This window comes from Pseudomonas sp. GXZC (assembly GCF_026967615.1).
Taxonomy (GTDB): domain Bacteria; phylum Pseudomonadota; class Gammaproteobacteria; order Pseudomonadales; family Pseudomonadaceae; genus Aquipseudomonas; species Aquipseudomonas azotoformans_A.
Window position 1 is genome coordinate 2,289,243 of the sequence record NZ_CP114115.1, and the last position, 18,277, is coordinate 2,307,519.

The window sequence follows — 18,277 nt, forward strand, 5'->3', positions numbered from 1 at the left end:
TATGCCTCTCGCGCCCGTTTTTATATGACCGCTCGACTCAGCGGACTTTACCCTCGGCCTGGGTCAGCTCTTCCTTGCTGAAATCATCCACGTCGATCACCTTGCGCCGCGCCGCTTCGGCGTCACGCAGGGTCTGCGCCTCGGCCGGTTGCAAGACGCCTGCGTGCAACGCCGCGTCGATGGCATGCTCCCCGGCGGTCGGTTTGACCTGGCCGCTTTTGAGCGCGGTGTGCAGTTTTTTCTGCAACGGATGGCTGGCGCCGAGCAGGTCGTAGGCATGTTGCAAGGCGCCCACCGGATCTTCCGCCGATTGCGGGCGATAGCAGCCGGCCAGCAACTCTTCCAGGGTCGGGTCACCCTTGGCACGGCCGATCACCGCAGCCACTTCGGCATCCAGCGCATCCGACGGCCCGGTATGGCGACGGCCGAACGGGAACACGATCACCCGCAGCAGGCAGCCCAGTACCTTGTTCGGGAAGTTGCTCAGCAGTTCATCCAGCGCACGCTCCGATTCGCCCAGGCTTTCTTCCATGGCCCAGGCGAACAGGGGTTCCAGATGGTCCGGCGAATCCAGGTCGTGATAACGCTTGAGGGCAGCCGACGCCAGGTACATATGGCTCAATACATCACCCAGGCGTGCCGACAGGCGTTCGCGACGCTTCAACTCGCCACCCAGCAACATCATGCTCAGGTCAGCCAGCAGCGCGAACGCGGCGGCCTGGCGGTTGAGTGCGCGGAAATAACCCTGGCTCAAGCGGTTGCCTGGGGCCCTCTCGAAATGACCGACGCCGAGGTTCAGCACCAGGGTGCTGGCGGCGTTGCTCACGGCGAAACCGATGTGTTGCATCAGCAGCCCGTCGAACTCCTTCAGCGCCTGGTCATGGTCTTCGCGACCGGCCAGGGCCATTTCCTTGAGTACGAACGGATGGCAGCGGATCGCGCCCTGGCCGAAGATCATCAGGTTGCGCGACAGGATGTTCGCGCCTTCGACCGTGATGAAGATCGGCGCACCTTGCCAGTTGCGACCCAGGTAGTTGTTCGGGCCCATGATGATGCCCTTGCCGCCGTGCACGTCCATGGCGTGGCTGATGCACTCGCGGCCACGCTCGGTGAGGTGGTACTTGAGAATGGCCGACAGTACCGAGGGTTTTTCCCCCAGGTCCACGGCGTTGGCGGTGAGCATGCGTGCGCTGTCCATCAGCCAGGCGTTGCCGCCGATACGCGCCAAGGCTTCCTGGATGCCCTCGAAGGCCGAGAGGGGCACATTGAATTGTTCGCGCACCTGGGCGTATTGGCCGGTCACCAGGCTGGTGAACTTGGCCGCGCCAGTGCCCACCGCAGGCAAGGAGATCGAACGGCCCACGGAGAGGCAGTTCATCAACATCATCCAGCCCTTGCCGAGCATTTCCTGGCCGCCGATCAGGAACTCAAGCGGGATGAATACATCCTTGCCGGAGTTGGGGCCGTTCATGAAAGCGGCGCCCAGAGGCAGGTGGCGACGGCCGATTTCTACGCCGGGGGTATCGGTGGGGATCAGCGCCAGGCTGATGCCCAGGTCTTCTTCTTCACCCAGCAGGTGGTCCGGGTCATGGGCCTTGAAGGCCAAGCCGAGCAGGGTCGCGACCGGGCCGAGGGTGATGTAGCGTTTTTCCCAGTTCAGTCGCAGGCCGAGGGTTTCCTTGCCTTCCCATTCACCTTTGCAGATCACGCCGGTGTCGGGCATGGCGCCTGCATCGGAGCCGGCCAATGGGCCCGTCAATGCGAAGCAGGGGATGTCATCGCCACGGGCCAGGCGCGGCAGGTAGTGGTTGCGTTGTTCTTCGGTGCCGTAGTGCAGCAGCAGCTCGGCGGGGCCGAGGGAATTGGGCACCATTACGGTGGAGGCCAGGTCACCGCTGCGGGTGGCGAGTTTCATCGCAACCTGGGAATGCGCGTAGGCAGAGAAGCCCTTGCCGCCATATTCCTTAGGGATGATCAGGGCGAAGAAGCCATGGGTCTTGATGTGCTCCCAGGCCGCGGGCGGCAGGTCCATGGCCTGGCCGATTTCCCAGTCGCTGACCATGGCGCAGAGTTCTTCGGTCGGGCCGTCGATAAACGCCTGTTCTTCTTCGGTCAGCTGGGCCTTGGGGTAGGCCAGCAACTTGTCCCAGTCCGGGCGACCGCTGAAGAGTTCGCCGTCCCACCACACGGTGCCGGCGTCGATGGCGTCGCGCTCGGTCTCGGACATCGGCGGCAGGACTTTCTGGAACCAGCTGAACAGTGGCTTGGTGAAGTATTGGCGGCGCAGGTCGGGCAGCAGCAGGGGCGCGGCCACCACGGCGATCAACACCCAGAAGATCAGCAGCAGCCAACCCGGTGCGTGGCTCCAGGCGCCCATCGCCAGCAGGTAGACGGCAACCACGCCCAGGGCGGGCAGGGGCGCGACGCGGCGGTGTGCGAGGTAGGCAATGCCGACCACCAGAACCAGTATCCACAACAACAGCATATTCAATCCTCCGTGAAACCAGGGGCGAAACCACCAGGGAGCTTAGTCGGCATCCGAACAAGCGGGGTGATCAGGGTGTAACGAGATTTGGCCGATTCGTCGTTATCTCCCCGGCAGGCCTGTGGTTAGACTCCAGGCTTCCTTCGGAGATAAAGCTCATGGATACCTACCTGAGTCCCAGCCGCTTCATCGATAGTGACCACCCTGCGGTGGTGGAGTTCGCCGAAAAACACCGTGGAACCCGTAGGGATTTTAGTGACCAGGCAGTCAGCCTCTACTACGCCGTGCGTGAGGCGATTCGCTATAACCCCTACACCTTCAGCCGCGATCCAGACACATTGAGTGCCAGCTTCGCCCTGGCCGCCGGCGAAAGCTATTGCGTGCCCAAGGCCACGTTACTTGCCGCCTGCGCCCGCCATTGCGGGATCCCGGCGCGTATCGGCTTGGCGGATGTGCGCAATCATCTGTCGACGCCGCGCCTGATCGCGCTGCTCAAGAGTGATGTGTTCGCCATGCACGGCTATACCGAGCTTTACCTGAATGATCGCTGGGTCAAGGCCACGCCTGCGTTCAACCAGCAACTGTGCGATGTATTCGATGTGCCGCCGCTGGAGTTCGATGGCGTCCACGACAGCGTTTTCCACGCGTTCAATCGCCAAGGCCAGCGTTCGATGGAATACGTGGTCGACCATGGGCAGTTTCCTGACGTGCCCGAGGCCTTTTTCTTCGCCCATATCCAGCAGTGTTACCCGCATCTGTTTGCCGAAGACCTGCCGCCGTTACTCGGCGACATGCAGAGCGATTTGAGCCGCGCGTGAACCGGCGTATGCTGCTGCCTTCATCCAGCCATGTTCATCCACAAGAAAGGCGCGGTCATGCTGAAAATCTGGGGTCGTAAAAATTCATCAAACGTCAGGAAGGCACTGTGGTGCGCCGAGGAACTCGGCCTGGACTATGAAGCAATTGATGCGGGCGGGGCTTTTGGTGTGGTCGACACGCCGCAATATCGGGCATTGAACCCCAACGGCCGGGTGCCGATGATCGAAGACGGCGACTTCGTGTTGTGGGAGTCCAATACCATCGTGCGCTACCTCTGTGCCAAGCAGGCGTCCAGTTGGTATCCGACAGAGGTGAAAGCCCGCGCCAACGCGGAAAAGTGGATGGACTGGACCACGTCGACTTTCGCCGAACCGTTCAAGATTGTGTTCTGGGGCGTGCTGCGCACCCCGGCGGAAAAACAGAACTGGGACAACATCCACGCCGGTCGCCAGGCCTGTATTGATGTGCTCAAGACCGTTGATGAAGCGCTGGCTACACAGCCGTATCTGTCGGGCGACGAGATCGGCATGGGCGATATCCCCCTGGGCAGCTTTATCTACGCCTGGTTCGAAATGCCCATCGAACGGCCTGCGATGCCCAATCTAGAGGCCTGGTATGCGCGCCTGCAACAACGTCCGGCCTACCGCAAAGCGGTCATGACTGCGTTGACTTAATACCCACTATTAATACGGGTGACTGTACTTGTGCGGCGCGGGCAAGCACCATGCTTGTCATGCGCCGCCGTTGAACTACCTGGGCTGCGCCCTCATCTACTCTTTCTATTCCCTTCTTTGGTGCGTAATCCGATATGAGTTCCGCTCTGTCCATCCGGCAGCTAACCAAAACCTACGGCAACGGTTTCCAGGCCCTGAGTGGTATCGATCTGGACGTTGCCGAAGGTGACTTCTTCGCCTTGCTCGGCCCCAACGGCGCCGGCAAATCCACCACCATCGGTATCCTCTCGACCCTTGTCAACAAGACCAGCGGCACGGTGAATATCTTTGGCCATGACCTGGACAAATCCCCGGCGGCGCTCAAGCGTTCCATCGGCGTGGTGCCCCAGGAATTCAACTTCAACCAGTTCGAAAAGACCTTCGACATCGTCGTGACCCAGGCCGGTTATTACGGCATCCCGGCGAAAGTCGCCAAGGAACGCGCCGAGCAGTACCTGACCCAACTGGGCCTGTGGGACAAGCGCGATGTGCCTTCGCGTTCGCTGTCCGGTGGCATGAAACGCCGCCTGATGATCGCCCGCGCATTGGTGCATGAACCGCGCTTGCTGATCCTCGACGAGCCCACTGCCGGTGTGGACATCGAACTGCGTCGCTCGATGTGGACCTTTCTCACCGAGCTGAACGAGAAGGGCATCACCATCATCCTCACCACCCACTACCTGGAAGAGGCTGAGCAGCTGTGCCGCAACATCGGCATCATCGACCACGGCACCATTGTCGAGAACACCAGCATGCGTAACCTGCTGGGCCAGTTGCATGTGGAAACCTTCTTGCTCGACCTGAAAAACAACCTGTCGGCGCCGCCGCAGCTGCTCGGTTACCCGAGTCGCCTGGTGGACAGCCATACCCTGGAAGTGCAGGTGGACAAGGCCATGGGCATCACCGCGTTGTTCACGCAGTTGGCGACCCAGAACATCGAAGTGCTGAGCCTGCGCAACAAAACCAATCGCCTTGAGGAGTTGTTCGTGTCCCTGGTGGAGAAAAATCTGGCGAAGGTGGCGGTATGAGTTCCGAACTGCAACCCAACCTCGTCGCGCTGCAAACCATCGTCTATCGCGAAGTGAAGCGCTTTACCCGGATCTGGCCGCAGACCCTGCTGCCGCCGGCGATCACCATGGTCCTGTACTTCGTGATCTTCGGTAACCTGATTGGCCGCCAGATTGGCGACATGGGTGGCTTCACCTACATGGAGTACATCGTGCCGGGGCTGATCATGATGTCGGTGATCACCAACTCCTATGGCAACGTGGTCTCCAGTTTTTTCGGCAGCAAGTTCCAGCGCTCCATCGAAGAACTGATGGTGTCGCCGGTGTCGCCGCATACCATCCTGATCGGCTACACCCTGGGTGGTGTGCTGCGTGGCTTGATGGTGGGCGTGATCGTGACCCTGCTCTCGCTGTTCTTCACCCACCTGCAGGTGCATCACCTCGGGGTCACCATTCTGGTGGTGGTTCTGACGGCGACGATCTTCTCGCTGCTGGGCTTCATCAACGCCGTGTTTGCACGCAACTTCGATGATATTTCGATCATTCCGACCTTCGTGCTCACGCCGTTGACCTACCTGGGCGGGGTGTTCTACTCCATCAGCTTGCTGCCGCCGTTCTGGCAGACCGTGTCGCTGGCCAACCCGGTGCTGCACATGGTCAACGCCTTCCGCTACGGCATTCTGGGGGTGTCGGACATCAAGATCAGCGTGGCAATCACCTTCATGCTGGTGGCGACGGTGGTGCTGTACATCGGCTGCGCGAAGCTGCTGGTGAGTGGGCGCGGGATGCGTACGTAAGCGACGACCCGCAATAAAAAACGGCCTCAATTGAGGCCGTTTTTTTTAGGTGCCGAGCAGGGCCAGATCGATCAGTTCATGCAGCTCTTCAACCGGCAACGGTGCGCTGGAAAACAGGCTGCGATACACCGTGGGGGCCGCGATCAGGTTCAGCAGGCGATCCAGGTTTGGCAACACGTCGACGCTGCCCTGATAGCGGTCGAGGATGACCTGCAACTGGCCCATCAGAATGTGGCTGCAGTAGTCCCTGGGATGACTGCACTGCACGTCGCGCATCATGTTGCGGCCCAGGTCGGAGCTCATTTCATCCAGGTATTGTTCGCCCCAGGCGCGCAGGTCACCGCGCAGGCTACCGGTGTTGGCCGGCTCGCTGTCCGGGCGCAGGCGCTCCAACGCCACATCGGCGAGCAGCGCCGCGAGGTCGCCCCAGCGTCGGTAGATGGTGGAGGGCGTAACGCCCGCGCGTGCAGCAATCATCGGCACGGTCACGCTGGAGCGCTCATGGGCTTCCAGCAGTTCACGCGCGGCGCTATGCACTGATTCTTGGACCCGGGCACTGCGGCCTCCCGGGCGAAGGCCTTCTTTGATCGCCATGCACAAAACCTTAACACAAAGAATTTGCTTTAAGCGCTTTCCAGTAGCACACTCGGCAAAAGCAAAATATTAGCTTTAGCGGAGCGTGCCCATGTCCAGTACTCCTTCACACCGTGCCAATCTGGCCTTCCTGGTGATCACGGTGTTGACCTTCCTCGCCGCGTCCAGCGCGCCGACGCCGCTGTATCAGGTGTATCAAGACAACCTGCACTTTTCGGCGGCAATGCTTACGGTGATATTCGGCGTCTACGCCGTGAGCCTGCTGGCGGCGTTGCTGACCGTCGGTTCGCTGTCGGATCACCTGGGACGCAAGCCGGTGATCTTCACCGCATTGCTGCTGAACATTCTGGCGATGCTGCTGTTTATCAACGCCGACAGCACCGCTTACCTGATCGCCGCCCGCGCGTTGCAAGGCTTTGCGACCGGCATGGCCACGGCGGTGTTGAGCGCGACGCTGCTCGATACCGATCGCCTGCGCGGCCCCATGCTCAACAGCCTGGCGCCTTTGTTGGGCATGGCCAGTGGCGGCCTGGGCAGCGGTTTGCTGGTGGAATACGCGCCCCGGCCAACCCAGCTGATTTATCTGGCGATGCTCGCCTTGATGGTGGCGCAGGCGCTGTATGTATGGCGTTTGCCGGAAACGGTCAGCCGGATTCCGGGTGCGTTGAAATCCCTGGCACCGACCCTGCACGTGCCTGAACAGGCACGCCGGGCCCTGTGGCTGGCGATGCCGTTGAATGTGGCGGTGTGGGCACTCGGCGGGTTCTTTTCCTCGCTGGCACCTTCGCTGGTGCGGGCGGCGACCGGCTCGACCTCGCACCTGATCGGCGGCGGGTTGGTGGCCGTGGTCACCTTGAGCGGTGCGGTGATGATCTACAGCCTGCGGGATCGCCCGGCGGACAAGGTCATGCGCCTGTCGGCCGTGCTGTTGGCGGTGGGCGTGGCCTTGCTGCTGGTCGCCGTGCAGAGCGCCAGCCTGGTGCTGTTCTTTGCCGCCAGTGTGATCGCCGGCTTCGGCTTTGGCGGCGGATTCATGGGCAGTGTCCGCAGCATTGTGGGCCTGGCGTTGCCTCACGAACGGGCTGGATTGATGTCGGCTTTCTACGTGCTGAGCTACCTGGCGTTCTGCTTGCCGGCGCTGCTGGCGGGTAACTTGAGCCACGTGTATGGCCTGATCGTGACCACGGATGGCTACGGCGCGGTGCTGATCCTGTTGGCCCTGGGGGCGCTGATCGGCCTGCTGATGCAGGATTCGGCACGGACCAGGGCGACGACAGGCGGTTGATGGGTAATAATCGGTGCCTCGTATTCGCCTGACCGAGAGGCAAGCATGAAGATCATCCGCAGCAAGGACTTCACCGGCACCCGTGCTTGGGAGGCGCTGGATATTGCCAACATGAACGGCATCACCACGCGCCTGCACTGGACCGACCAGCCGTACCGCTGGCACATCAATGACGGTGAAGAAGTGTTTGTGGTGCTGGATGGCCGGGTGCAGATGCACTATCGCGACAATGGCTTCGAACAGGTGGCGGAACTGGGCGCCGGTGACATCTTCTACGCCAGCGTCGGCACCGAGCATGTGGCTCACCCTCAGGGCCCGGCGCGTATCCTGGTGATCGAAAGCGAAGGCAGTGTTTGACGCTATATTGGTAAAACAGATAACAGTTAGAGATATTACCCGTTATATAGATATTCGATCTGGTTCTACCATGGTCTCAACCTCAAACGAGGAAGAGGATTGCCATCATGACCTGCTCGAATACCATCAGCTACAAACCCTTCAGTCACTTGACCCGTCCACGGGAAGTGATCCGCCAGTTCACCCCGAACTGGTTTGCCGCCACCATGGGCACCGGCGTGCTTGCGTTGGCGTTGGCGCAACTGCCGTTCAATTTGCCTGGCTTGCACGCGATTGCCGAAGCGCTGTGGTTGTTCACCATCGGCCTGTTTGTGCTGTTCAGCGGGTTATACGCGGCGCGCTGGGTGATGTTTTTCCATGAAGCGCGGCGAATTTTCGGACACTCCACGGTGTCGATGTTCTTCGGAACAATTCCCATGGGGCTGGCGACCATTCTCAATGGCCTGCTGTTGTTCGGCCTGCCGCGTTGGGGCAGCGACGTGATCCCTCTGGCTGAAGCGCTGTGGTGGCTGGATGTGGCCATGGCCCTGGCCTGCGGTGTGCTGATCCCGTTCATGATGTTCACCCGCCAGGAACACAGCATCGACCAGATGACCGCCGTCTGGCTGTTGCCGGTGGTGGCTGCCGAAGTCGCCGCCGCCAGCGGTGGCCTGCTCGCACCACACCTGGCAGATGCCCATTCGCAACTGGTGATGCTGGTGACCAGCTACGTGCTGTGGGCGTTTTCCCTGCCGGTGGCGTTCAGCATCCTGACTATCCTGATGCTGCGCATGGCCCTGCATAAACTGCCTCATGCCAATATGGCCGCGTCGAGCTGGCTGGCGTTGGGCCCCATTGGCACCGGGGCGCTGGGCATGCTGTTGCTGGGCGGCGATGCGCCGGCGATTTTCGCGGCCAATGGTTTACCGGATGTCGGCGAAATGGCCAACGGCCTGGGGCTGGTGGCGGGCATTACTCTGTGGGGCTTCGGTCTGTGGTGGATGCTGATCGCGGTCTTGATCACCCTGCGTTACCTGCGCGCCGGTATTCCGTTCAACCTGGGGTGGTGGGGCTTTACCTTCCCATTGGGTGTGTACGCCCTGGCCACATTGAAGCTGGCGAGCCTGTTGCACCTGGGTTTCTTCAGCGTATTCGGCAGTGTGCTGGTGGTGGCATTGGCGCTGATGTGGCTGATCGTGGCCAAGCGCACGGTGCAGGGGGCTTATAAAGGTGAGCTTTTTGTTTCGCCTTGCATTGCGGGACTAGGGAATAAGTAAGCCGGATTAGGTAAAGTCGTGGCCTGAATGCTTTTACAAAAAAATAGGCCACGCAGGAACACGGACGATGAGCCACCCCTCGCAATTCACTTTGCTGCGCACACGGCGTTTCCTGCCGTTTTTCATCACCCAGTTGCTGGGCGCGTTCAACGACAACATCTTCAAGCAATCGCTGATCCTCGCCATTCTCTACAAGCTCACCATCGACGGTGACCGCTCGATCTGGGTCAACCTGTGCGCGTTGCTGTTTATCCTGCCGTTCTTCCTGTTTTCGGCGCTGGCCGGGCAGTTTGGCGAGAAATTCAACAAGGACGCGTTGATCCGCGCGATCAAGATCGGCGAGATCGTGATCATGGCCGTGGGGGCGACGGGCTTCCTCACCAATCACCTGGAATTGATGCTGCTGGCGCTGTTTGCCATGGGCACCCACTCGGCGCTGTTCGGGCCGGTGAAGTACTCGATCATGCCTCAGGCTTTGCACGAAGATGAGTTGGTGGGCGGTAATGGCCTGGTGGAGATGGGCACGTTCCTGGCGATCCTGGCCGGGACCATTGGCGCCGGGATCATGATGTCGTCCACCCATTACGCGCCGGTGGTGTCGGTGGCGATCGTCGGTGTGGCGGTGCTGGGTTACCTCGCCAGCCGCAGCATTCCACGGGCGGCGGCGTCGACCCCTGGGTTGCGCCTGAACTGGAACATTTTCAGCGAATCCTGGGCCACCTTGCGTTTGGGCCTTGGGCAGACGCCCGCCGTTTCGCGTTCCATCGTTGGTAACTCGTGGTTCTGGTTTGTCGGTGCGATCTACCTGACGCAGATCCCGGCCTACGCCAAAGAATGGTTGTACGGCGACGAGACCGTGGTGACGCTGATCCTCACCGTGTTCTCGGTGGGTATCGCGCTCGGCTCGATGCTCTGCGAAAAACTCTCCGGTCGTAAGGTGGAAATCGGCCTGGTGCCGTTCGGTTCATTCGGCCTGACCGTGTTTGGCCTGCTGCTGTGGTGGCACTCCGGCGGCTTCCCGCAGAACGTGCAGGCCAACGACTGGCTCGCCGTGCTCAGCTATGGCCAGGCCTGGTGGGTGCTGTTCGATATCCTTGGCCTGGGCGTGTTTGGCGGCTTTTATATCGTGCCGCTGTACGCGCTGATTCAGTCGCGTACCGCCGAGAATGAGCGGGCGCGGGTGATTGCGGCCAACAACATCCTCAATGCACTGTTCATGGTGGTCTCGGCCATCGTGTCGATCTTGTTGCTCAGTGTCGCCAAGCTGTCGATTCCCGAGTTGTTCCTGGTGGTGTCGCTGCTCAACATCGCGGTCAACACCTACATCTTCAAGATCGTTCCCGAGTTCACCATGCGTTTCATGATCTGGCTGCTCAGCCATTCCATGTACCGCGTGGAGCACCGCAACCTGGAGGCGATCCCGGATGAAGGCGCGGCGTTGCTGGTGTGCAACCACGTGTCGTTTGTCGATGCGCTGTTGATTGGCGGCGCGGTGCGTCGGCCGATTCGCTTTGTCACGTACTACAAGATCTACCGTTTGCCGGTGCTGAACTTTATCTTCCGCACCGCCGGGGCGATTCCGATTGCCGGGCGTCACGAAGATATCCAGATCTACGAAAAGGCCTTCACGCGGATTGCGCAGTACCTGAAGGACGGTGAGTTGGTGTGCATCTTCCCTGAGGGCAAACTGACCGCCGATGGCGAGATGAATGAGTTTCGCGGGGGCGTGACGCGGATTCTGGAAGAGACGGCGGTGCCGGTGATTCCGATGGCGTTGCAGGGGTTGTGGGGGAGTTTCTTCAGTCGCGATCCGAAGAAGGGCTTCTTCCATCGCATCTGGTCGCGGGTGGTGTTGGTGGCGGGTGAGCCGGTGGCGGCAGACGCTGCCACTCCCGCGCAGCTACAGGAAAAAGTCACCCAGCTACGCGGCACTGTTCTGTAGGCACCCGGCTTGCCGGCGATGGCGATTTTCAGGCCGCCATCGCCCGCAAGGGTTATGTGGAGATTTTCAGGCCAATCAGCCCACAAATGATCAGCGCCACGCTGGCCAGCCGGAACAACGCCATGGACTCCCCAAACAGGATGATCCCGGCAATCACGGTGCCCACGGCGCCCACGCCGGTCCAGATGGCATAGGCCGTGCCCAGCGGCAGTTCCTTCATCGCCAGCCCCAGCAGGCCGAGGCTGACGGCCATGGCGGCAATCGTCAAAGCCGTGGGCAACGGCTTGCTGAAACCATCGGTGTACTTCAGGCCGACGGCCCAGCCGACTTCAAACAGACCCGCGAAAAACAGAATGATCCAGGACATGATGACCTCCTAACGTTAGGTGGGGTCGTCCCCGGATTAGCCGCTTGAAGCGACGCGGGGTCGTCCCCGCGCAGCTCGGTAGAGTGCCGAAAAGTACTCGGCTGATCAAGTTTGCGGGGTATTTTCCAGCACGCGACGATCTTCCTTTTCGCTCATGCGGCGGAAGTAGGTCGACAGCAACGCCCCGGAAATATTGTGCCAGACGCTGAACAGCGCACTCGGTACTGCCGCCAATGGCGAAAAGTGCGCGCTGGCCAAGGCGGCGCCCAGCCCGGAGTTCTGCATGCCCACTTCCAGCGCCAGCGACTTGCGCTGTGCCAATGGCAGCTTGAACACGCGGCCGGTGAAGTAACCCAGCAGGTAACCAAAGCTGTTGTGCAGCATCACCACCGCCATGATCAACAGGCCCGACTCGGCAATCTTCGCCTGGCTCGCCGCCACCACCGCCGCGACGATGATCACGATGCTCACCACCGACACCAGCGGCAACACATCCACCGCATGGCGCACCCGATCACCGAGTACACGTTGCGCCATTACGCCGAGCACGATCGGCAGCAGCACCACTTGCAGGATCGACCAGAACAATTCCATGAACGACACCGGCAGCCAGGCCGACGCCAGCAGCCAGATCAACGCCGGGGTGAGCAGCGGGGCGAGGAGGGTGGTGACGGCGGCGATGGCCACCGACAGCGCCAGGTCGCCACGGGCCAGCCAGGTCATCACGTTGGACGAGGTGCCGCTCGGGCAGCAACCGACCAGGATCACACCGACGGCGATTTCCGGCGGCAGGTGGAACGCCTGGCACAGCAACCACGCCACGCCCGGCATGATCACGAAGTGCGCGACCACGCCCAGGGCCACCCGCCACGGATGGCGGGCGACTTCGGCGAAGTCATCGAGTTTGAGGGTCAGCCCCATGCCGAACATCACCAGGCCCAGCAACGGGACAATGGCGCTTTTCAGACCGATGAACCAGTTGGGTTCGAGGAAGGCGACGACGGCGAAGAGCAATACCCAGTAGGCGAAGGTATTGCCGACGAAGCGGCTCAAGGCGGCGAGTGCGCGCATGGGGATGTCCTTTTATTAGAGAGGTAGTCGGAGTGGAAACCGGATCCAAATGTGGGAGCGGGCTTGCTCGCGAATGCGGTGGATCAGTCAACATATTCAGTGACTGGCACACCGTATTCGCGAGCAAGCCCGCTCCCACAGTTTGATCTTCACAAGGCGTTAAATGCCCTGTGGTGTCTCTTCACCGCCCAACGCTTCAACCAGCGCCGGGATGAAATCGCCGAACGTCAGCATCATCAATGTGAAGCTCGCATCCAGTTGGCCCAGGGCCTCGTCGCCGCCGTCCTGTTCCGCCTGGTCTTGCAGCAGGTCTTCGAACTTCAGGCGCTTGACGGTCATTTTGTCGTCGAGCATGAAGGACAGTTTGTCCTGCCAGGCCAGGGACAGTTGGGTCACGACTTTGCCGGTGGTCAGGTGCAGTTGGATCTCTTCGCCGGTCAGGTCCTGGCGCTTGCAGCGCACGATGCCGCCGTCTTCGTGGGTGTCGCGCAGCTCGCATTCGTCGAGGACGAAGAAGTCATCGGCCGGCTTCTGGGTGGTGACCCAGTCGGTCATGATTGCGGTGGGCGCGGTTTTCACTGTGAGTGGGCGAACCGGTAGGGTGCCGATCACTTCCCGCAGGGTCGACAGCAGGTCTTCGGCGCGTTTCGGGCTGGCCGAGTTGACCAGGATCAGGCCCTGTTTCGGCGCGATGGCGGCGAAGGTCGACGAGCGACGGATAAAGGCGCGTGGCAGGAAGGCCTGGATGATTTCATCCTTGATCTGGTCGCGTTCCTTCTTATAGACCTTGCGCATTTGCTCGGCCTCGATTTCTTCGACTTTCTCTTTTAGTGCATCACGCACTACGCTGCCCGGCAGGATGCGTTCTTCCTTGCGCGCGGCGATCAGCAGGAAATCACCGCTGACGTGAACCAGAGGAGCGTCTTCACCTTTACCAAAAGGCGCGACGAAACCATAAGTGGTCAATTCCTGGCTTGCGCAAGGGCGCGCCAGTTTGGTGGCCATGGCCGCTTCCAACGCCTCGGCATCAACAGGCAGATCTTGGGTCAGGCGATAGATAAGCAGGTTCTTGAACCACATGGGGTGAGTCTCTCCTTTATACAAAGGGGGGCATTATTCTCTTGATAACGTCCCAGGCCAACCCTGCCTAAGCCATTGGAAGCTATCAAAAAAAAGATTTAAGAAAGTGCTTGCCAGACTCAAGGTCGCTCCGTAGAATGCGCGCCACACCGAAACGAAGGGTGATTAGCTCAGCTGGGAGAGCGTCTGCCTTACAAGCAGAATGTCGGCGGTTCGATCCCGTCATCACCCACCATTCGTTTTACGTGTTACGCGCAGCGGTAGTTCAGTCGGTTAGAATACCGGCCTGTCACGCCGGGGGTCGCGGGTTCGAGTCCCGTCCGCTGCGCCATATTCGGTAACCTGGAACACTGAACGCCAGGTCACCACAGGAAGCCCGCTCAATGAGCGGGCTTTTTGCTGTCCGGGGTTTGCAAAACCCAAAAACGCCGCCGATCATTTCCGATGATTGGCGGCGTTTTTTATTGGGCGATCAGAAATCCCAGCGTGTAGTGACCATGAAGTTGCGCGGCTCACCGTAGGCGGCGGAGTTATAGAAGCCGATGTTGGTGTAGTAGTGCTTGTCGAAGATATTGTTGACGTTCAGCGTCGCCGACAGGTTTTTGCTGAGCTGATACTTGGTCATCAAGTCCACCAGCCAATAAGCATCCTGGGAAAACTCTTCATACCCACCCTTCGGTGAGTTGTAGATGTCCTGCCAACCCACGCTTTGCCAGCGCACACCACCGCCGACGGTCAGTTTGTCGAGGTTGCCCTTGAGTTTGTAGGTAGTGAACAGTTTGACCTGGTCTTCGGGTTCGAAGGTTGAGATCTTCACGTCCTTGTCGTCGCGTACCACCTTGTGGGTGTAGCCGGCCTGCAGTTGCCAGCCGGGGGCAATCTCGCCGGACATCTCCAGTTCATAACCCTTGGTCACTGCCTTGCTACTTTTATAGGCGTAGTTGTTCGGGATCGGTGTCTGGTTGTTGTATTCGTCGTCGGAGAGTGCGCGATTGGACTCGCGGATTTCAAAGTACGCGGCACTGGCGTTCACCCGGCCGTCGAGGAAGTCGGCTTTCACGCCCAGTTCCCAGTTCTGGCCTTCATCCGGTTCCAGCAGCTTGTTGTCGCGGTCGCGGTTGTAGTTTTCCTGTGGCATGAAGATGTCGGTGTAACTGGCGTAGACGGCATAGGTGTCGTTGAGGTTGTACACGGCTCCGATGTACGGGACGAAGCGCCCCGACTCGCGGTAGTTGGGGTTGTAGCCCGTGACCTGATAGTTGACTACGCGCCCACCCAGCAGCAGCTTGAGGTCATCGGCGAGGTTCAGTCGCGTGGTCACGTAGGCACCGGTCTGGCGCACCGTGTCATCGGTAAGCGATTGTGCCTTGCCCCAGTCCGGTATCGTGGCGTGGCCGTGCCAGTTATTGAAGTCGACGATATTGGGGGAGAGGTTCCAGTAGCCTTTGCCTTTCCACTCCGACGCGCTGATGGAGCCACCCAGCACCAGCTCATGTTCGCGCCCGCCGAGGTTGAAGGGGCCGCTGACGTACAAGTCGGCCGAGTCGCTGACGGTTTCCCCGGTGTATTTACCCGAGGTGAGTTGCGCGGTGCCATCCGGCTGCGGTTGGTCGCCCTGGATCGAGCCCATGAGCGCGTGATAGCCGTTGATCTTGTGATCCAGTTGCAGCTTGGTGACCCAGCCATTGCCCAGGTCGTGTTCGAGCATGGCAAAGACGGTTCGAGTGTATTGCTCCCAACTGCTCCAGTCCGCGGCGTTGTTGAACGAGCGCTTGACGCTGTTGCGGTCGCCCTTGGAGTTGATCAGCGGGAAACTGCCCGACCACGACGAGCCCTTCGGCAAGGTGTCCTGGTAATCGCCGCCGACGGTCAGCAGGGTATCGGGTGACAGGTCGAACTCCATGATGCCGTAGTACGTCGGGCTCTTGCGCGAGTAGTGGTCCATGAACGAATGCTTGTCCTGATAGGCCGCCACGGCGCGGCCACGCACGTTGCCGCTTTCGGTCATGGGGCCGCTGACATCCAGCTCGCTGCGGTAATTGTCCCACGAGCCGGCGCCGAGGGTTGCGTGGCCCTGAAAGTCTGCGGTGGGTTTCTTGCGCACCAGGTTGATCGTCGCGCCCAATGAGCCTGCGCCCGTGAGCAGGCCGGTGGCGCCCTTGAGCACTTCGACACGGTCGTAGATCGCCATGTCGCTCAGGGTGTTGCCCGCCGAGTAAGCGACGTTGCGTGCGGTCGAGGGGATGCCGTCGTACTGGAAGTTATTGATCGAAAAGCCCCGGGCGTAGTAGTTGGTACGCTCGGTGTCGAAGGCCGAAACGGTGATGCCCGGGGTGTGGCGCATCACGTCGTCGACGTTGTTCAGGCCAAAGTCATCCATGTGCTGACGGGTGACAACGCTCACGGACTGCGGGGTTTCCTTGGGCGTCAGCACCAGGCGCGTGGAGGTCGCGATAGTGCCGGGTGTGTAGGAACCGGTGCCTTCGGTGACGTTGCCCAACTGGTTGGCGGTGACGGCGGTCGGGCTCAGCTCCATGGTGCCGTTGCCGGCGATGGGCGCGGGTTGCAGTGCATATCCCTGATCGCCTTTTACCGCGCGGTAGCCGCTGCCTTCCAGCAGCCGGTCGAACCCGTCCTGAATCCCGAAGTTGCCTTTCAGCCCAGGGCCTTTGAGGCCTTCCAGTTCGCGGGACTGGAACACGATGGCCACACCGGCCTGCTGGGCGAAGCGGTTGAGCGAACTGCCCAGCGGCCCAGCGGGGATGTCATAGGACTGGGCGGCGACGCTGACGGCGTCCGCCTGGGCCAGACCGATGTTCAAGGTGCCGGTAGTGATTAGGGCCAAGGACAATGGCGCACCTTTCAGTAGCCGAAAGCGTCCGCGTGGGTAGGAAGGGGTGTGCATGGTGAAGGCAGTCCTTTATGTGTCGAATTACCTTCCTTGACGGGCAACCTCGAAAAAACCGGAAGCAAATGCGAATAATTATTTATTGGATGCTGGCGCGGGGCCAACCACGATCAGCCAGGGCGTGAAGGACTGCACCCGTATCGGCAACGTTTGCGCGAGTAATTGCAAGGCGCGGTCGCTGTTATCCAACGGGATTACGGCAGACACGCGCAGGCTTTGCAGTGCGGCGCGATCGAACTGCACACGGCCGCTGCGATGCCGGGCGATTTCATCCAGCACCTGGGGCAAGGGCTGGTTCTCCACGACCAATTGATGGCGGCGCCAGGCTTCGCTGATGCTGTTCGGGTCGACAGTGCCCGCCAAGCGGACTTCGTTCGTATGCATCAGGGCCCGCGAACCTGCATCGACTTCCAGCGTCTGCTGGCCGTTCGCGCTTTGTGCCGCCACGCGCGACTGGAGCATGCTCAGCACCGTGACATCACCTTCGCGCTTGACCACGAACCGCGTGCCCAGCGCACGCAACGTGCCTTGCGGCGTCTGCACGACAAATGGCCGGGTGCTGTCGTGGGCGACTTCCACCAGGATTTCGCCTTGTAACAGTTCGATACGACGCTGCTGGCCATCGAAATGCAGGTTCGCCGTGCTGATGCCATTGAGGGTCAGTGTCGACCCGTCCGCCAGTTGCAGGGTTTGCCATTGGCTCGGGCCATTACGCACATCGGCCATCCACTGCCGCGGATAGGGGCTGACCCACAATGCCGCTGCCGGAATCACCAGGCTGCACGCCAATACCAGTGCGCGCACGGCGTGCTTGCTGCGACGCGGTTTCGGCTGCGCAAAGGCCGCATTCAATGCGGCGCGGGCAGGGGCTTTTTTATCGCGCAGGGCCTGCATGCGCGAAACCACGGTTTCCATGCGTGCGGCGGCTGCAGCGTGATGCGGGCCTTGTTGTTTCCAGTGCTCGAACGCCTGTAGCTGGGCCTCGTCCCATTCGCCGTCGTGCAGGCGCAGCAGCCATTCGGCGGCTTGTTCTTCGACGTCCGACATGCTCGATCAGGTGTCCATGCTGTGGCTGCAATGCATAAGCGCCTGGATCAGGTACTTGCGCACGGTGCGTTCCGACAACTTGAGCTGCCGGGCAATCTGTTGCTGGGTCAGGTCTTCGAGGTAATACAGCACGAACGCCTGGCGCGAGTACGTGTGCATGCCTTCCAGGATAAAGGCGATCTGTTCGAGGGCTTCGAGGGTGGTGTGGATTTGCTCCGGGGATTGGAACCCTTCGAGCGCGTCCACCGTCAATGCCAATTCTTGCAGGTAAGCCTGTTCAATCTGCCTGCGCCGCGCCTGGTCGATGAGCAGCCGCCGGGCGGTGGTGCTCAAATACGCGCGGGGTTCGCGAATGCCAGCGACGGACTCACGTGCGTTCAAGATGCGTGCAAACGTGTCCTGCGCCAGGTCGGCGGCATTCTGTCGGCAGCCTAGCTTGCGTCTTAGCCAGGTGAGCAGCCAGCCATGATGCTCGCTGTAGAGCTGGGTAATTTCCCGTTGGAAGGGCGGTTCACCCACAGACATAGGCGTGGCTCAAGTGTTATTGAG

General features: G+C 60.7%; 16 protein-coding genes and 2 tRNA genes. 10 read left to right on the forward strand and 8 right to left on the reverse strand.

Translation table 11 applies throughout. The features are described from left to right. Nucleotides 1-37 precede the first annotated feature (37 nt). The gene (locus tag OZ428_RS10980; protein ID WP_269133366.1) at nt 38-2,485 is read right to left on the reverse strand and encodes an acyl-CoA dehydrogenase; all 2,448 of its coding nucleotides are present in this window, start codon (nt 2,483-2,485) and stop codon (nt 38-40) included. Nucleotides 2,486-2,643: 158 nt separating this feature from the next. Between OZ428_RS10980 and OZ428_RS10985 the strand changes: the two genes are divergently transcribed. The 4 genes from OZ428_RS10985 to OZ428_RS11000 all read left to right on the forward strand — a co-directional run bounded on the left by OZ428_RS10985 (nt 2,644) and on the right by OZ428_RS11000 (nt 5,821). Continuing rightward, a complete protein-coding gene (locus tag OZ428_RS10985; RefSeq protein WP_269133367.1) occupies nt 2,644-3,303 on the forward strand; it encodes a transglutaminase-like domain-containing protein in 660 nt (219 codons plus the stop codon). A 57-nt stretch (nt 3,304-3,360) separates the two neighbouring features. Then, on the forward strand, nt 3,361-3,978 hold the full coding sequence (locus tag OZ428_RS10990; protein WP_269133368.1) for a glutathione S-transferase family protein: 618 nt from the start codon (nt 3,361-3,363) through the stop codon (nt 3,976-3,978). Nucleotides 3,979-4,112: 134 nt separating this feature from the next. Beyond that, nucleotides 4,113-5,045 (forward strand): ABC transporter ATP-binding protein, encoded by a 933-nt coding sequence (locus OZ428_RS10995; protein WP_010211649.1) that lies wholly within the window; start codon nt 4,113-4,115, stop codon nt 5,043-5,045. Continuing rightward, on the forward strand, nt 5,042-5,821 hold the full coding sequence (locus OZ428_RS11000) for an ABC transporter permease (protein WP_010211648.1): 780 nt from the start codon (nt 5,042-5,044) through the stop codon (nt 5,819-5,821). Before OZ428_RS10995 ends, OZ428_RS11000 begins: the two co-directional genes overlap by 4 nt. Before the next feature lie 45 nt (nt 5,822-5,866). Here the strand turns inward: OZ428_RS11000 and OZ428_RS11005 are convergent, their stop codons facing one another. After that, nucleotides 5,867-6,415 carry a TetR/AcrR family transcriptional regulator gene (locus OZ428_RS11005; RefSeq protein WP_269133369.1) on the reverse strand — a complete coding sequence of 183 codons (549 nt, stop codon included), beginning with the start codon at nt 6,413-6,415 and terminating at the stop codon, nt 5,867-5,869. 91 nt (nt 6,416-6,506) lie between these two features. Here OZ428_RS11005 and OZ428_RS11010 point away from each other — a divergent pair, with 91 nt between their 5' ends. The 4 genes from OZ428_RS11010 to OZ428_RS11025 all read left to right on the forward strand — a co-directional run bounded on the left by OZ428_RS11010 (nt 6,507) and on the right by OZ428_RS11025 (nt 11,255). Further along, nucleotides 6,507-7,700, forward strand: coding sequence for an MFS transporter (locus OZ428_RS11010; RefSeq protein ID WP_269133370.1), 1,194 nt, complete (start codon nt 6,507-6,509; stop codon nt 7,698-7,700). A 45-nt stretch (nt 7,701-7,745) separates the two neighbouring features. Next, a complete protein-coding gene (locus OZ428_RS11015) occupies nt 7,746-8,057 on the forward strand; it encodes a cupin domain-containing protein (protein ID WP_269133371.1) in 312 nt (103 codons plus the stop codon). 107 nt (nt 8,058-8,164) lie between these two features. After that, on the forward strand, nt 8,165-9,313 hold the full coding sequence (locus OZ428_RS11020; protein ID WP_269133372.1) for a TDT family transporter: 1,149 nt from the start codon (nt 8,165-8,167) through the stop codon (nt 9,311-9,313). A gap of 67 nt (nt 9,314-9,380) precedes the next feature. Next, the gene (locus OZ428_RS11025) at nt 9,381-11,255 is read left to right on the forward strand and encodes an MFS transporter (RefSeq protein WP_177052514.1); all 1,875 of its coding nucleotides are present in this window, start codon (nt 9,381-9,383) and stop codon (nt 11,253-11,255) included. 52 nt (nt 11,256-11,307) lie between these two features. Here OZ428_RS11025 and sugE read toward each other — a convergent pair whose 3' ends face one another. From sugE to rdgC, 3 genes are all read right to left on the reverse strand, one after another. Further along, the gene (gene sugE / locus OZ428_RS11030) at nt 11,308-11,622 is read right to left on the reverse strand and encodes a quaternary ammonium compound efflux SMR transporter SugE (protein ID WP_010211634.1); all 315 of its coding nucleotides are present in this window, start codon (nt 11,620-11,622) and stop codon (nt 11,308-11,310) included. A gap of 105 nt (nt 11,623-11,727) precedes the next feature. Beyond that, nucleotides 11,728-12,693, reverse strand: a complete 966-nt coding sequence (locus OZ428_RS11035; RefSeq protein ID WP_269133373.1) for a bile acid:sodium symporter family protein — start codon at nt 12,691-12,693, stop codon at nt 11,728-11,730. A gap of 159 nt (nt 12,694-12,852) precedes the next feature. Continuing rightward, nucleotides 12,853-13,773 (reverse strand): recombination-associated protein RdgC, encoded by a 921-nt coding sequence (rdgC, locus tag OZ428_RS11040; protein ID WP_010211632.1) that lies wholly within the window; start codon nt 13,771-13,773, stop codon nt 12,853-12,855. A 159-nt stretch (nt 13,774-13,932) separates the two neighbouring features. Here rdgC and OZ428_RS11045 point away from each other — a divergent pair. Beyond that, nucleotides 13,933-14,008, forward strand: a tRNA-Val gene (locus OZ428_RS11045). A 19-nt stretch (nt 14,009-14,027) separates the two neighbouring features. Continuing rightward, a tRNA-Asp gene (locus OZ428_RS11050) sits at nt 14,028-14,104 on the forward strand. A gap of 141 nt (nt 14,105-14,245) precedes the next feature. On the opposite strand, the gene OZ428_RS11055 is transcribed toward OZ428_RS11050, so the two are convergent. The 3 genes from OZ428_RS11055 to OZ428_RS11065 form a co-directional block, all read right to left on the reverse strand. Beyond that, entirely contained in the window at nt 14,246-16,678 is a 2,433-nt protein-coding gene (locus OZ428_RS11055; protein ID WP_269133374.1) for a TonB-dependent siderophore receptor, read from the reverse strand. A gap of 78 nt (nt 16,679-16,756) precedes the next feature. Then, nucleotides 16,757-17,728: a FecR family protein gene (locus tag OZ428_RS11060; RefSeq protein ID WP_269133375.1), complete on the reverse strand. Its 972-nt coding sequence runs from the start codon at nt 17,726-17,728 to the stop codon at nt 16,757-16,759. A gap of 6 nt (nt 17,729-17,734) precedes the next feature. Continuing rightward, entirely contained in the window at nt 17,735-18,253 is a 519-nt protein-coding gene (locus tag OZ428_RS11065) for a sigma-70 family RNA polymerase sigma factor (protein WP_061435950.1), read from the reverse strand. Between the last annotated feature and the right edge of the window lie 24 nt (nt 18,254-18,277).